At 70.0% G+C, this 14,847-nt stretch carries 11 protein-coding genes; 5 read left to right on the top strand and 6 right to left on the bottom strand.

Translation table 11 applies throughout. From position 1 onward, the window contains the following. Nucleotides 1-152: 152 nt before the first annotated feature. Both nusA and rimP read right to left on the bottom strand, forming a co-directional pair. Entirely contained in the window at nt 153-1,133 is a 981-nt protein-coding gene (nusA, locus tag LDO15_RS07005) for a transcription termination factor NusA (protein ID WP_223985363.1), read from the bottom strand. After that, on the bottom strand, nt 1,133-1,750 hold the full coding sequence (rimP, locus tag LDO15_RS07000) for a ribosome maturation factor RimP (RefSeq protein ID WP_223985362.1): 618 nt from the start codon (nt 1,748-1,750) through the stop codon (nt 1,133-1,135). Before rimP ends, nusA begins: the two co-directional genes overlap by 1 nt. A 105-nt stretch (nt 1,751-1,855) precedes the next feature. On the opposite strand from rimP, the gene LDO15_RS06995 reads away from it, so the two are divergent. The 5 genes from LDO15_RS06995 (at nt 1,856) to fdhF (ending at nt 9,679) form a co-directional block, all read left to right on the top strand. Continuing rightward, a complete protein-coding gene (locus LDO15_RS06995) occupies nt 1,856-3,124 on the top strand; it encodes a ferritin-like domain-containing protein (RefSeq protein WP_223985361.1) in 1,269 nt (422 codons plus the stop codon). Between the two features lie 92 nt (nt 3,125-3,216). Further along, entirely contained in the window at nt 3,217-3,945 is a 729-nt protein-coding gene (locus tag LDO15_RS06990) for a VIT family protein (RefSeq protein ID WP_223985359.1), read from the top strand. A 77-nt stretch (nt 3,946-4,022) separates the two neighbouring features. Further along, on the top strand, nt 4,023-5,123 hold the full coding sequence (locus tag LDO15_RS06985) for an aminoglycoside phosphotransferase family protein (protein ID WP_223985357.1): 1,101 nt from the start codon (nt 4,023-4,025) through the stop codon (nt 5,121-5,123). Nucleotides 5,124-5,315: 192 nt separating this feature from the next. After that, nucleotides 5,316-7,016 carry an NAD(P)H-dependent oxidoreductase subunit E gene (locus LDO15_RS06980; RefSeq protein WP_223985355.1) on the top strand — a complete coding sequence of 567 codons (1,701 nt, stop codon included), beginning with the start codon at nt 5,316-5,318 and terminating at the stop codon, nt 7,014-7,016. Then, entirely contained in the window at nt 7,004-9,679 is a 2,676-nt protein-coding gene (gene fdhF / locus LDO15_RS06975) for a formate dehydrogenase subunit alpha (RefSeq protein ID WP_223985353.1), read from the top strand. Before LDO15_RS06980 ends, fdhF begins: the two co-directional genes overlap by 13 nt. 18 nt (nt 9,680-9,697) lie before the next feature. Here the strand turns inward: fdhF and LDO15_RS06970 are convergent, their stop codons facing one another. The 4 genes from LDO15_RS06970 to LDO15_RS06955 form a co-directional block, all read right to left on the bottom strand. Then, nucleotides 9,698-11,110, bottom strand: a complete 1,413-nt coding sequence (locus LDO15_RS06970) for a pyridoxal-dependent decarboxylase (RefSeq protein WP_223985349.1) — start codon at nt 11,108-11,110, stop codon at nt 9,698-9,700. A 76-nt stretch (nt 11,111-11,186) separates the two neighbouring features. After that, a complete protein-coding gene (locus LDO15_RS06965; RefSeq protein ID WP_223985347.1) occupies nt 11,187-11,981 on the bottom strand; it encodes a TSUP family transporter in 795 nt (264 codons plus the stop codon). 29 nt (nt 11,982-12,010) lie between these two features. Continuing rightward, nucleotides 12,011-13,822: a proline--tRNA ligase gene (locus LDO15_RS06960; protein WP_223985346.1), complete on the bottom strand. Its 1,812-nt coding sequence runs from the start codon at nt 13,820-13,822 to the stop codon at nt 12,011-12,013. A gap of 434 nt (nt 13,823-14,256) precedes the next feature. Beyond that, nucleotides 14,257-14,814, bottom strand: a complete 558-nt coding sequence (locus tag LDO15_RS06955) for a hypothetical protein (protein ID WP_223985345.1) — start codon at nt 14,812-14,814, stop codon at nt 14,257-14,259. Nucleotides 14,815-14,847 lie beyond the last annotated feature (33 nt).

Genomic DNA, 14,847 nt, shown 5'->3' with positions numbered 1-14,847 from the left:
TCCGGCGCCCGGGTCCCGAACCCGGGCATGCCGGTCAGCGTTGAAACCACGGGCCAAGTACCCGGACAGCCCCCGGACATGGCACGGACAGCGGGCCGCGACGGCGGCCCGCTGTCCGTTGTTTGCGCGCATACGTGCGCGGACGCTCCGGGCTATTTGCTGCTGTTGACGGCCGCGTCGGAGACGATATCGATTCGCCAGCCCGTGAGCTTGGCGGCGAGACGGGCGTTCTGGCCCTCTTTGCCGATGGCCAGGGACAGCTGGTAGTCGGGAACGACTACCCGCGCGGAACGGGTGGCCTCGTCGGTGATGGTGACGGAATTCACGCGCGACGGCGAGAGGGCACTGGCGATAAAGGTCGCCGGGTCATCGCTGTAATCGACGATGTCGATCTTTTCGTCGTTGAGTTCTGTCATGACGGCGCGGACGCGCGAACCCATTTCGCCGATGCAGGCACCCTTGGCATTCACGCCGGGGGTATTTGCCTTGACAGCGATCTTGGTGCGATGGCCCGCTTCGCGGGCAAGCGCCACGATCTCGACCGAACGGTCCGCGATCTCGGGAACTTCGAGCTCGAAGAGCTTCCGGACAAGCCCGGGGTGTGAGCGGGACAGCGTGATGGACGGGCCCTTGGTGCCGCGGTGGACGTCGATCACAAAGGCGCGCAGCCGGTTGCCGTGGATGTACTTCTCGCCGGGAACCTGCTCGGGCGGCGGCAACAGTGCCTCCACCGTGCCCAGATTCACCTGGATCATGTGCGGGTTGTTGCCCTGCTGGATGGTGCCGGCCACGAGCTCACCTTCGCGCCCCTTGAACTGGCCCAGCACGTTATCGTCTTCTGCGTCCCGGAGGCGCTGCAGGATGATCTGCCGTGCGGTGCTCGCCGCGATGCGGCCGAAGCCCGCGGGGGTGTCCTCAAACTCGCCGATCGGGGCGCCGTCGTCGTCGATCTCCGTGGCCCAGATGGTCACGTGGCCGCTCTTGCGGTCCAGTTCGGCCCGGGCCTTCTCGAAGGCTCCCGGCGTCTTGTGGTAGGCCACCAGGAGGGCCTGCTCAATCGTCGGAATCAGGAGATCCAGCGGGATTTCACGCTCACGCTCCAGGAGTCTCAGCGCGCTCATGTCAATATCCATTAGGCCTCCTCAGAAGGTCCATTGTTTACTTTTTCCAGACCGGCCTCTTCGAGGTGGCTGAACTCTATCTCGACTTTTCCGCTGCGGATCCTGTCGAAAGGAAGCTTGACGGGCTCGCCCTGCTTGGGCTTCATGCCCTTCTTGACGGCAATTTCCGGGACGAGGGTGACGCCCTCATCATCCACGGACTGGATCCTGCCGGTGACGTTGTCACCCTGGATCACATTGACGTTGACCATCCGGCCGCGGGCACGGTGCCAGTGCCGCTCTTCGGTCAGTGGACGTCCGACGCCGGGCGAGGAGACCTCGAGCTCGTAGGGGCGGGCGTCCATGCTGGGGTCGTTGTCCAGGGTATCCGAGAGCGTCTTGGAGATTTCGGCGATGACGTCGAGCCCGACGCCCCCGATTTCCTCCTGCGGCAGGTCCACCACCACGTGGACCACCCGGTTGGCGCCGGCGACATGGATGGATACGTCCTCCAAGTACAACCGGTTCGCCAGCACTGCGGGTTCCAGGAGTGCATGCAGGCGCTCGGCCTCCACATTATGAACGGTTGCGGCCTCAGCCTTCCCCGTTCCGGTCCGGTCTGTTGAAGTCGTGGCTTCTGCGTTGGTCATGATGCCGGCCGCCTCCCGCTAGATGATGTTGTGTGTACTAGCCTAGCGATTTTCCGGGCGGCGTGGTGCACGGAGTTCCGGGCCGGCATGACAACATGGTCTGTTGTGAACGACGACACCCGGGAAAAACGATGGCAGGACCGCTTTCCCCGGTTGCTCCCCCGATACGCACTTCTGGCGTGCCTCGCCCTGGTGGTGGTCAGCCTGGGTGTGGTGCTGACACCGGCCCGGCCGCGGGAATCCGCGGAGCCGTCCTTTTCCGACCAGGCACGGGGCGCCGCGCTGGCCGAAACCGTGCGGCTGTTGGATGCGGGCAGCCACCTTGGAACGCCGGCGAGGGAGGGGTCCGCGGCCCCTTCGGCTGTCCGCTCAACAGACCTTCCCGAGGGCAAGCCGGCGGATACCGGGAACCGCGCCGTCGAGCGGGCTGTGACCTTGCTGACAACCCAGGCCCAAGCGCTCCTGGCTCCGGGACAGAGCCTCCCGGACGCCCCCGGCGCATCGCGCGCGGACTCCGGCGAGCCATCGGCCTCCGCTTCGGCATCCGCTGGCGCGGCGTCTGCTGCTGCGGCGTCCGCTGCCGGTTCATCTGCCGCCGCCTCGTCGGCTGCACCGCTGCCGGCGACCGCCGGCCAGCTGGTGACGGCTCTCGCGGACAGTGGCCGCCAGCGCCTCGCGGACGCAGCAGTGGCCGACGGCGGCATGGCGCGGCTGCTGGCCGCCGTCGGTACTGCGCAGCTGCTGGAGGCGTCCGCCCTCGCGGCGGGCACCGGAACGGCGGCGCCGCCGGCCGACGTCGCCTTCCCGCAGCTCTCCGGCGCCTGTCCGACCGCATCCACCGGATCCGGAGCTGCCACGACCGGCACCGCTCCCCGCGCCGCCGCTGACAGCCCCCAACCCCCTGACAGCCCTGGCATCCCCGGCGCCTCCCCTGCGCCCGGTGCCACCGTGGAAACCGCGCTCGCGGCGGTCGCCCGGACCGAAGCCCAGACCATCTACGGCTACCAGGTGGCGCTGCCCCGGCTTGACGGTGACGCAGCGAAATCCGCAGCAGAGCAGCTGGCTCGCCACGGCGAGCTCCTCAGCAGCGCGGAATCCCTGAGCCGTCAGCACTGCTCCGCCGTTCCGCCGCGCGAGGCCGGCTATGCGCTGGGCCCGTCCTTCCTGGCCTCCCCCGCCGCCGGGCTCGGCAGCCTGGAGACCGCAGCGTTGCCGGTGTACGGAGACCTCGTGGCGCTAAGCGACGGCGAGACCCGGCAGTGGGCCATCGCGGCCCTGCTCGATTCCGGGAAGCGGGCAGTGGTCTGGGGCACAGATCCGGGTGCGCTGCCCGGCCTGGACCGTGCAGCGTTGCCGTCGTTGCCGGCAAACTGAGCACCGGACCAAAGCATCAAACGAAGCCTCGGCTTATTTTGGTAAGCCTTGGAATACTGGCCAGCCTGCGGCCCGGGTGATTTGCTGTAGTCATGGACACGACCGGCGCCGCAACCCTGCACGAGAACGAACCGCACCACAATGACATCGCGCACCGCCTCAACTGGCTCCGCGCGGGCGTCCTGGGGGCCAATGACGGCATCGTCTCAGTCGCCGCGATCGTCGTCGGTGTCGCCAGCGCCACGACGGACACCGGGCCGATCCTGATCGCGGGCGCCGCAGGCGTCGTGGGCGGCGCCATCTCCATGGCCCTCGGCGAATACGTCTCTGTCAGCAGCCAGAAGGACAGCCAGCATGCCCTGATCGAGAAAGAGCGCCGGGAGCTGGCGGAACAGCCCGAGGAAGAGCTCGAGGAACTCACCGCGATCTACCAGGGCAAAGGACTGAGCCCCGAGACCGCACGCACCGTTGCCAAGGAGCTGACCGCACACGATGCCCTCGGCGCCCACCTCTCAGCCGAACTCCACATCGACGAGACCGACATCGTAAGTCCGTGGCACGCGGCCTTCGCTTCTGCCGTCGCGTTCCTCATCGGCGCGGTCCTGCCCATGCTGGCCATCCTGCTCCCGCCGGAAAATATCAGGATCCCGCTGACCTTTGTGGCCGTGCTCGTCGCGCTGGCGGCCACCGGCGCCGTGGGCGCGTGGATCGGCGGCGGCTCAAAGCTCAAGGCAGCCGTCCGCGTGGTGATTGGCGGCGCCGCGGCGCTCGTGGCCACGTTCGCGATCGGCAACTTCCTCGGCGCCAGCGGCATCGTCTAAGTCAGCACCGCTGTTGGGCCTGCACCGCTGTTGGGCCTGACCGCGCGGTCGGCCCGTCAGCGCCTACGATAGGTCCGGTGAGCCCGATCCTCAACGTTCCCATTCCCTCCGATCTTTCCCGTCGCTACAACCGCACGCCGGCCGGACGTGACTGGCTGGTGTCGCTTCCCGGCCTGATCAGACACTGCCTCGAGCAATGGGAGCTGGTGCCCGACCTGGAACCGGATGCCCTTCCCTGGAGCGGTCACGGCGGCGTCGCGATCCCCGTGCGGCGCCGGCACGGCGACGAGTCCCCCCTCCACGGCAGCCACGGCAACGCCGCTGTCCTCAAGGTTGCGTTCCCGCATGACGAGGCCACCCGGGAACGCCATGCCCTCACCCTGTGGGGCGGCCGCGGCGCCGTCCGGCTCCTGGCCGCCGACGCCGGCTCAAACGCCCTGCTCCTTGAGCGGCTGGAGGCCGGCCGTTCCCTGCAGGATGTCCGGCTGGAAACGGCGGTGCCGGTGTGGGGCGGTTTGGTCCGCCAGCTTAGCGTGGTCCCCGATGACCGGCCGGAGTGGCGGGAAATCGACCACGTGGCGGCCCGGGCCGAACAGTGGAGCGACGAATTCCCCGAGACATGGGAGCGCCTGGCACGGCCGTTTCCCCGGTGGCTGCTTGAGGCAGCGCTTGAGGTCTGCCAGACCCGCGGCGCCGTGGGCAGGCGGTCGGGCACGGACGTTCTGGTCCACGCGGACCTGCACTACCTGAACATCCTGGCCCGGCCCGGTGCGCTACAGCCCGGTGCGCCACAACCCGGTACCCGGAAGGAGGGCCCCTTCGGACCGGCTTCCTACGCTGCCATTGATCCCCAGCCCATGATCGGCGAGGCGGAGTTTGCCGTGGCCCCGGTGTTATGGAACCGGCTCCGGGAGCTGCCGCGAGTGGATCCCGGACCAGCGCTGCTCGCGCGCTGCCGGGATTTCGCTGCGGCAGCCGGTCTCGATGCCGAGGCCGCCCGGCAGTGGAGCCTGGCGCGCGAGGTGGAGAACGCGCTCTGGTATGCCTCGCAGCGTGATCACGAAGGTGACCTGGCCCGTTCGTTGTGGGTGGCCAGCACCCTTGCCGGCGCTACTCTTCCGGACCTGCCGAGGCCGCAGGAACTGCCCGAGCCGGGCGAAGCAGTCGGGGGCGGCTAGTCCCGGCCCTACCGCCAGCGGACCAGCGCCAGCCCCGGCCCTACCACCGGCGGACCAGCGCCAGCCCCGGCCCTGCACCACGGGGGCGGTGGGCGACGGGGGCTCTGGGCCACGGGGGCTGTGGGCAACGCGGGGCCATGCGGGGACTTTCGGCCCTTACCCGCCTCAGCAGCCGAGGCGAGAGTGTGACGCATGCAGGAACCCCGTGCCGGGCGCCCGGGCGCCGAACCCGATGGCCCGCCGGACCGTAACAACGACGATCCGTTCCTCCGGTACGCCGGCCGCTTCGACCGGCCCCTCGGGGAGGTCGCGAATATCCTCCGTACCTCCCGCGATGCCCCCGCCGAGATTGCCCGCACCCTCGGCCTGCCGGCGGCAGCGGTCGAAGGACCGGCATCCTTCTTCGCCGATTTCTCCGCACCCCGCGGAGCCCGGCACGTCCGGGTCTGCGCCGCCGCCGCCTGCTTCGCGGCGAGCGGTGGCGCGCATCTCGCCGAGGTGGAGGCGGCGCTCGGGGTGGAGACGGGAAGCCGAAGCGCTGACGGCTCCGTCTCGATCCAGGCAGTGCGCTGCCTCGGGTATTGCTTCTCCGGGCCAGCAGCCCTCGACGGCGCGGACGCGTGTGCCGGGCCCGGACTGGCGGCTCAATTGCAGGGATCGTCCCCGCGGGCGGCCCCGCCCATCCCGGTGTACAACGACGCCCCGGTCCCTGTGGTGACCGCCGGACTGCTCGGAGGGTCGCCGCCATGGTCGGTGTGGCCCGGCGTCGCCGCCTCAGGAACACCCGAGGATGTCCTGGCCCGGGTCGAGACCGCACAGCTGAGGGGACGGGGCGGAGCCGGGTTCCGCGCCGCCGCCAAATGGCGGGCGGCGCTTGAGCACCCTGCGCCCCGGGTGGTGGTGGCCAACGGCGACGAGGGCGACCCCGGTTCCTACGCGGACCGCCTGCTCATGGAACAGGACCCGCACCGGGTGCTTGAGGGTCTCGCCCTGGCCTGCTTCGCCGTCCGTGCAGCCACCGGCATCGTGTTCGTCCGCTCGGAGTATCCGCGCGCCGCCACCCGGCTGCGGGAGGCGCTGGCCGAGGCACGCGCCGCGGGGCTTCTCGGCCCGGACGCGGCAGGCGGCGGCTTCGGCCTGGACATCCAGGTGGTTGAGGGCGCCGGGTCTTATGTCTCCGGTGAGGAAACCGCCCTGCTCAACGGGATCGAGGGGCTGCGCGGCGTCGTGCGGCCCCGGCCGCCGTTCCCCACCGGGCGCGGACTCCACGGCCGGCCCACGGTGGTCAACAATGTGGAAACGCTCAGCGCGGTCCCGTGGATCGTGCAGCACGGCGGACCCGCGTACGCGGCGCTGGGGACCGCGGACGAGGCCGGCACCGTGCTCGCGTGCCTGTCCGAACGGTTCCTCCGGCCCGGAGCCTACGAGGTGGAGATCGGCACGCCGGTCCGGCGGATCGTCGAGGACCTCGGGGGCGGCCTCCGCGACGGTGCCACACTGCGCGCCCTTCAAATCGGCGGGCCCCTGGGCGGCTTCCTTGGCCCCGAGGACCTCGATGTGCCGCTAAGCGATGCCGCCCTGTCCAAGCACGGGGCAGCCCTCGGCCACGCAGGAATCGTCGCCTTCGATGACAGGCTTTCGGGCGGCCAAGTGCTGCGAAACCTGTGGGACTTCGCCGCGGCGGAGAGCTGCGGGCAATGCTCGCCCTGCCGGGTAGGGGCATGGCGCGGCCGTGCCTTGTCGGACCGGCCGGATGACCCGGTCATCAGCCGCGAACGCGGCGAGGTGCTGCGCACGATGGCGGCGGGCAGCCTGTGCGCCTTCGGCCGCCGGGTGCCGGCCGCGGTGCGAAGCCTTGTCCGCGTCTACGGCCTCGCCGGATGGCCGTCGTGAGACTCCTGGTCGACGGCCGCCGGGTCGAGGTCCCGGCCGGAGCTACACTGCTCGACGCGGTGCGGGCGGCCGGCCTGGCCCTCCCGACGTTGTGCCACGATGACCGGCTCACGACGGTGGCCTCGTGCCGGACGTGCCTGGTGGATGTCTCTGGCCGCGGGCTGGCCGCCGCCTGCAGCACCCCCGCCGAGGACGGATTGCGCGTCGCAGTCGAGGCCTCGCGGGGGATCCGGCGTGATGCCTTGCAGGCCATCGTCGCCGGGCTGCCGGCCCGTGCACTGGATGTCCCTGCCGACCGCAGCGAACTGGCCCGGCAATGCGCCGACTACGGGGTGACCGCCCCGGCTGGATCCGTGGTGATCCCGGAGCGCGGAGTTGACCACTCCCACCCGTACGTCAAGCTTGACCGCGACCTCTGCATTGCCTGCGGGCGGTGCGTCCGCGCCTGCGCCGAGATCCAAGGCACATTCGCCCTGACGCTCGTGGGCCGCGGAGCCGGCACGGTGGTGGCGCCGGGAACCGGCGGTCCCTGGGCGGAGTCCGATTGCGTCTCGTGCGGGGCATGCGTGGACACGTGCCCCACCGGCGCACTCTCCGAGCCCGGGCTGCTCAATCTGCTGCCGATCGAACGGCAGACGCGGACCACGTGCGGCTATTGCGGCGTCGGCTGCAGCCTGGAGGTCTCCACCCGGGACAACGCGATCATGACCGTCCGGCCCGCCGGTGACGGCTCGGTCAATCGCGGCCACGCGTGTGTCAAAGGACGGTTCGCCCACGGGTTCCTCGGCTCCGCGGAGCGCCTAACCACCCCGCTGATCCGCAGGAACGGGACGCTGGCCCCGGCGACCTGGGACGAGGCCACCGGTTACGTGGCCGCCAGGCTGGCCGGGATCCGGGACGCCGGCCCCGACGGATTCGCCCTCATCTCCTCGGCCCGGGCCACGAATGAGGAGAACTATCTGGCCCAGAAGTTCGCCCGGGCCCTTATGGGGACCAACAATGTGGACAACTGCGCCCGGCTCTGCCATGCCCCGTCCGCGGCCGGCCTGGCCGCCACGTTCGGCCTGGGCGGCGGGACGAACCCGTTCGATGACCTCGACCGGTGCGACGCGATCCTGCTGGTCGGCGCCAATCCCACTGCCGCGCACCCCGTCGTCGGTTCCCGGATCTTCCAGCGGGTCATGGACGGCGCCCGCCTGGTGGTGGTGGACCCGCGGCGCACCTCACTGGCCCGGCACGCGGACATCCACCTGCGGCCCCGGCCGGGAACCAACGTGGCCGTGTTCAATGGCCTCGCGCACGTCCTGGTCCGCGAGGGACTCGTGGACGCCGCCTTCCTCGACGCCCACACCAGCGGTTATGACGAGCTGCTGGAGTTGCTCGACGACTACCCGCCGGATCGTGTCGCAGGTATCTCCGGGGTCCCGGCGGACGATCTGGTGCGCGCGGCCGTGATGTACGGGCAGGCGCTGGCCCCGGCAATCTTCTACGGCCTCGGGGTGACCGAACACCTGCACGGCACGGACGGTGTCCGGACACTGTCCAATCTGGCACTCCTGCGCGGCGCCGTGGGGCCTGGTCCCGGCGGAGGGGTGAACCCGCTGCGCGGTCAGAACAACGTCCAGGGCGCCTCGGACATGGGGGCCCTGCCCGATCTGCTGCCCGGTTACCAGAAGGTCCTGGACCCCGCGGCGCGGGCCCGGTGCGCCGAGGCCTGGCGGGCCGAGGTGTCTCCGCGGCCCGGGCTTCGGATCCCGCAGATGTTCGCCGCCGCCCGGGGCGGGGCGTTGAAGGCCCTGTGGGTCATCGGGGAGGACGTGCTCGCCACCGATCCTGACAGTGCATCGGTGCGGGCGGCCCTGGCCGCCTGCCCGCTGGTGATCTGCAACGATCTGTTCCTCTCCCCCACGGCCGCCGCCGCGGACGTCGTCTTCCCGGTGGCCGCCTGGCTGGAGAAGGACGGCACGTTCGTCAATTTCGACCGGCGCTTCCAGCGGGTGCGGGCGGCCGTCGCACCCCCTTCCGGTGTCCGCACGGACTTCGCGGTACTGCATGCCGTCGCGGCCCGCATGGGGGCGGACCTCGGTTGCGCCACGCCCGCGGAGGCCATGGCGGAATGCGCCGCGGTGGCGCCGCTGTTCGGCGGCATCTCGCACTCCCGCCTGGACCGCGACGGTCCGCTGCATTGGCCGTGTGGGTCGGCAGGCTCCCCCGGAACGCCGAGGCTTTACCAGGACCGCTTCGCCACTCCGGACGGCCTGGCGCACCTGGCCGCCCGGCCTTACCTGCCGCCGGGCGAGCAATGCGATGCGGAGTTCCCGTTCCTTCTCATCACCGGGCGCAGGGCAGAGCACTACAACTCCGGCAGCATGACCCGCCGCACCGACAACCTGCGTCTGCTGGCCCGGGAGACGCTCGACGTCGGCCCCGGGGACGCCGCGGGGCTGGGACTGGACGACGGCGATCCGGTCCAGCTGGGCAGCCGGCATGGAACGGCGGTCCTGCGGGCCAGGATCACGGACGACGTCGAACCCGGCCAGGTTTTCGCCGGATTCCACTTCCCCGGCGCGGCGGTCAACAGCCTCACTTCTCCCGTGGAGGATGAGGTCACGGGGTGCCCCGAATACAAGCTCACCGCCGTCCGCCTGTCCCGACCCGGCTGACGGCAACTCGCGCGGCGGTCAGCCGCGCACGGCCGCCAGTGCGTCGCGGACGGCGTCGACGGCGACTCGGACATCGGCGTCGTCCGTGCTCCAGTTACTCACCGAAATCCGCAGGATATCCCGGTCCTGCCAGCGCGAACCGGACATCCAGACCCGGCCGTCCCCAATGATCCGCTCCGTCACGGCGCGCGTCACGGCGTCGTCCCCGAACGCCAGGGACACCTGGGTGTAATCGACGTCGTTGAGCACCTCCACGCCGTCCAGCGCCGCGAGCTGTTCCGCCAGCTGCGCGGCCCGGAGTACGAGCGTGCGGACCTGGCTGGCGACGCCGTCGCTGCCCAGCGATTTCAGCGCCGCCCATACCGGCACGCCACGGGCCCGGCGGGACAGCTCGGGCACACTCTCGAAGGGATCTCCGGCACCGTCCGCGGCCGGGATCAGGTAGCTGGTGTGCAGCCCCATCGCCGAACGCAGGGCCCGCGCGTCGCGCACGATCGCGACTCCGCAGTCGTAGGGGACGTTGAGGGTCTTGTGCGCATCCGTGCCCCACGAATCGGCCAGCCGGAGTCCTGCGGTCAGGGCGGACAGTTCCGGCACGGCGGCTGCCCAGAGTCCGAACGCCCCGTCCACATGCACCCACGCGCCGTGCGCTTTCGCGACGGTGATCGCCTCGGTAAAGGGGTCGAAGGCGCCCGAATGCAGGTTGCCGGCCTGCAGGCACACGAGAGCCGGGACCGGGCGCCCGTCCTCCCCCGTGCTGAGTGCGAGGTCCAGGGCGCAATCGAGTTCGGCCGGGATGATGCGTCCCTGGCGGTCGGACGGCACCACGGTGGGGCGCCCCAGGCCCAGATAGCGCAGGCCGAGGTCGATGGTGTCGTGCCGCTCCTGCCCCACGAAGCAACGGATCCGGGGCGCACCGGCGAGCCCGTCGCCGTCGAGGTCCCAGCCGGCGTCGGCCATGAGCCGCCAGCGGGCGGCGGCCAGTCCGGTGAAGTTGGCCATGGTGGCGCCGGTGGCGAAGCCGACGTCGGACTCGGCGGGAAGGCCGAGCAGCTCCAGGATCCACTTGCCGGCGGCCTCCTCGATGGCGGCGGCCGCGGGCGTGGCGAAACGCAGCCCCGCGTTCTGGTCCCAGGCGCTGACCAGCCAGTCCGCCGCCAGGGCGGCCGGCAGCGTGCCGCCGATGACCCAGCCGAAGAACCGCCCGGACGGCATGGCCATCAGCCCTGGTTCGGCCTTGGCGGCGAGATAGTCCACCACTGCCGCGGCAGGCATGCCCTCCCGGGGCAGCGGGCCGCCGAAATCGGCCGCCAGTTCGGCGGCCGTGACCTGCGGCCCGATCCGGCGTGTTCCCTGGCTCTCGAGCCATTCGCGTGCGTGCCCGGCCGCGGCCTCGAGGGCATCCCTGTAGCGTTCCTCACCTGCAGACATAGCTGCATGCTACGCCCGGCGCCACCGGACCGGGAGCCCCTTGCTGGAGCTGCGGGCCTGGCGGGCTTGGGGGGGTTTAAGACAGGTTGTCCTGCCAGACGTCGGAGCCGAGCTTGATGATCAGCGCGCCCACCACCACCAGGAACACGATCCGGATGAACTTGCTTCCCTGCCGGACCGCAGTCCGGGCGCCGAGGTAGCCGCCGGCCATATTCGCCAGGCCCAGCAGCAGCCCGAGCCCCCACAGCACGGCGCCGTGCGGGATGAAGAACAGCAGGGCTCCGGCGTTGGTGGCCATGTTGACGATCTTGGCCTTGGCGCTGGCTTCCAGGAAGGCGTAGCCCATGGCCGAGACGAGGGCGATGATCAGGAACGAGCCCGTGCCCGGACCGATCATGCCGTCATAGAACCCGATCACGCCGCCGATCACGCAGGCCACCACGTAGTGCCGGTGCCCCGCGTGGCGGAGCTTGGTCAGTTCACCGACGCCGGGCTGGAAGGCCGTGAACAGCGCGACGGCGATCAGTGCCACCACGATGATCGGCTTGAACACGCTCGCCGGCAGGTTGGCGGCCAGCGCCGCCCCGCCGAAACTGCCCGCCATCGCGATCGCCGCCATGGGCACCGCGGTGCGCAGATCGGGCCGGACACGGCCGTAATACGTGACCGCGCTGGTGGTGGTGCCGAAGATGGAGCCCATCTTGTTGGTCGCCAGCGCCTGGACCGGGCTGATGCCCGGCACCAGGAGCATCGCCGGGAGCTGGATGAGGCCGCCGCCACCGACGACGGCGTCGACCCAGCCCGCGGCCAGGCCCGCCACGACGATCAGGATGACAGTTCCGAGCTGGATCGACTCGAGTCCGGAGACCACTGCTTAGTACGGCTTAGGACGGTGCAGCATCAGCCGTTGCGCACGGCGTTGACCACGTAGTCAACAGCCTTCTCAACGGCCACGTTCTCCGCGTTGCCGCTGCGGCGGTCCTTGATCTCCACGACGCCGTCCACGAGTCCGCGGCCGACGGCGAGGATGGTCGGTACGCCGACGAGTTCGGCGTCGCCGAACTTCACGCCCGGGGATACCTTGGGACGGTCGTCATAGATGACGTCGAGGCCGGCCGCTTCGAGTTCCAGGGACAGTTTTTCGGCGGCGGCGAAGATTTCCTCGCCGCGGCCCACGGCCACGACGTGCACGTCGGCCGGAGCGACGGCGCGCGGCCAGACCAGGCCCTTGTCATCGTGGTTGGACTCGGCCAGTGCTGCGACGGCGCGGGTGACACCGACGCCGTAGGAGCCCATGGTCACCACGACCTGCTTGCCGTTCTGGTCCAGGACCTTCAGCTCCAGGGCTTCGGCGTACTTGCGGCCCAGCTGGAAGATGTGGCCCATTTCGATGCCGCGGGCGGTTTCCAGCGGCCCGGACCCGTCGGGCGCCTCGTCGCCGGCGCGCACGTCGGTGCATTCGATGACGCCGTCCCAGCCGAAGTCGCGGCCGGCGACGAGGCCGAAGACGTGCTTGCCGGCCTCGTTGGCGCCGGTGACCCAGGCCGAGCCGCGGACGACGCGGGGATCCACGAGGTAGAGCATCTTTGCGGCGCCCTCGGCGCCCAGCAGCGGCGCGTCCAGGGACATGCCGGGGCCGAGGTAGCCCTTGACGATCAGGGGCTGCTTTTTGAGGTCGTCGTCGTTGGCGGCTTCGAGCGTGATCTCGCCGGCGATCGGCAGGAAGGACCCGATGTTCGCTTCGACGCGCTTGAGGTCGACGCCCCGGTCGCCGGGGAGCCCGATGACGACGAGCTGGCGTTCGCCGGTCGGCAGCGTGACGGCGAGCACGACGTTCTTGAGCGTGTCGGCGGCGGTCCAGTCCCCGCCGTCGGCTTCGCTGCGCGGAGCGAGGACGTTGGCGGCGTCCACGAGCGTTTCGATGGTGGGCGTGTCCGGGGTGTCGCGGACTTCGGCGGCCGGGGCGTCGCTGAAGTCGATCTCCGCGGGGACCACGGTGGTGACGGCCTCGACGTTAGCCGCGTAACCGCCGGCGGAGCGCACAAAGGTGTCTTCGCCGATCTCGGTCGGGTGCAGGAATTCCTCGCTCTTGGACCCGCCCATGGCGCCGGCGGTGGCGGCCACCGGAATGACCTCGAGGCCGAGGCGCGCGAAGATCTTCAGGTACGCGCCGCGGTGCGCAGCGTAGCTGGCGTCCAGGCCGGCGTCGTCGACGTCGAAGGAGTAGGAATCCTTCATGATGAACTCGCGGCCGCGCAGCAGGCCCGCCCGGGGACGCGCTTCATCGCGGTACTTGTTCTGGATCTGGTAGATGCTCAGGGGCAGGTCCTTGTACGAGGAGTACAGGTCCTTGACCAGCAGGGTGAACATTTCCTCGTGCGTGGGGGCCAGCAGGTAGTCGTTGCCCTTGCGGTCCTTGAGCCGGAAGATGCCCTCACCGTACTCGGTCCAGCGGTTGGTGGCCTCGTAGGGTTCCTTGGGCAGCAGGGCCGGGAAGTGGACTTCCTGCGCACCGATGGCGGACATTTCCTCGCGGATGACCTGCTCCACCTTGCGCAGGACACTCAGTCCCAGCGGCAGCCAAGTGTAGATGCCCGGCGCGGCCCGCCGGATGTATCCGGCCCGGACCAGGAGCCGGTGGCTGGCCACCTCGGCGTCGGCGGGATCTTCGCGCAGGGTGCGCAGGAACAGCTTGGAGAGTCGAAGGACCACAGGTGGGGTATCCGTTTCTGGGGAAGTGCGGGCAAAGCCTGGAAAAGCATCTAGATACTAATCTACCGTCCAGACGGCCCCCGCTTGCCGCCGCACCCTGCCGCGTCGCCGTCTTGCGGCAGCGCCCGTGCCATGGAAGAGGCGGGAAGAGCCACGCCATAACTGAGGGAAGCCCCTGGCCGTTTCCAGCTGGTCATCCCGTCATGGCGTGGCTCCGCGGCCCCAGCACCCCCAGATCTCAGGCTGTGAGCTACTTGGTGTCGCCTCCAGGCGCGGCCTTCCCCGGAATGCAGACCGGGGTATGCATTCCAGGGTGTGCGCGCCTGTGCGACACGGCTAGGTAGAACCTATGTGACGCCGGGCCCGGAATCAAGAGTCGGCACCCGGATAGTTCCGCCCTGTGGCCGTACGAGCCTTCCGCGGACGCGAACCGCCTACTTTCCGACCAGCCCCGCGGCCTGGTCCAGCAATTCGCCGGCCCGGGCGACGGCATCCTGTTCGCTGGCCCCGCCGGAGCTGATGACGCTGATGAGAACACCGTTCTGGACCACCTGCCCGGTGATCGTAGACTGCTTGCGGCCGTCGGCCAGGGCGGTGTCGGTCCGGTACGCGATCTTGGTCGGGGTCGAGCCGAGTCCGTCCAGCTTGGTCAGTTTGAGGTCCGCCTTGGTGCCGGCGATCGTGAACGAAAGCGTGGAGCATTTGTTGAGTTGATCACTCTGGGCGAGTCCCCGCTCGATGACCTTGGGATCAACGCCGGACGCCAGGGAGATCGCTGTGGCGGCGCCTGTCGCCGCATCCTGGGCCACCCCGGCCGCGACCGCAACGCCTTCGGTTGATGCCGCTTGTCCGCCAAGTGCCAACGGCGCGCACTCTGCCGGTTCCACCGAAATCGCGGCCAGCATGGATTTTGCCTGGTCGACCGATTTCTTGAGATCGGCGGCCGACATCACGCTGAGCGGCTTGCCTTGGGCGTCCTTCAACTTCGCCACGATGGCCGACAGCCCCTCGCTCGAGTACGCCTT

The organism is Arthrobacter sp. NicSoilB8 (assembly GCF_019977355.1).
Taxonomy (GTDB): Bacteria; Actinomycetota; Actinomycetes; order Actinomycetales; family Micrococcaceae; genus Arthrobacter.
Note: the sequence above shows the minus strand (reverse complement) of the source record. Positions and strands in the feature narration are given on the sequence as shown.

Excerpts from the sequence above, each read along its gene's own strand:
- nusA (WP_223985363.1), bottom strand. The coding sequence starts at position 1,133 with ATGGATATTGACATGAGCGCGCTGAGACTCCTGGAGCGTGAGCGTGAA.
- rimP (WP_223985362.1), bottom strand. The coding sequence starts at position 1,750 with ATGACCAACGCAGAAGCCACGACTTCAACAGACCGGACCGGAACGGGG.
- LDO15_RS06990 (WP_223985359.1), top strand. The coding sequence starts at position 3,217 with ATGGACACGACCGGCGCCGCAACCCTGCACGAGAACGAACCGCACCAC.
- LDO15_RS06980 (WP_223985355.1), top strand. The coding sequence starts at position 5,316 with ATGCAGGAACCCCGTGCCGGGCGCCCGGGCGCCGAACCCGATGGCCCG.
- fdhF (WP_223985353.1), top strand. The coding sequence starts at position 7,004 with ATGGCCGTCGTGAGACTCCTGGTCGACGGCCGCCGGGTCGAGGTCCCG.
- LDO15_RS06970 (WP_223985349.1), bottom strand. The coding sequence starts at position 11,110 with ATGTCTGCAGGTGAGGAACGCTACAGGGATGCCCTCGAGGCCGCGGCC.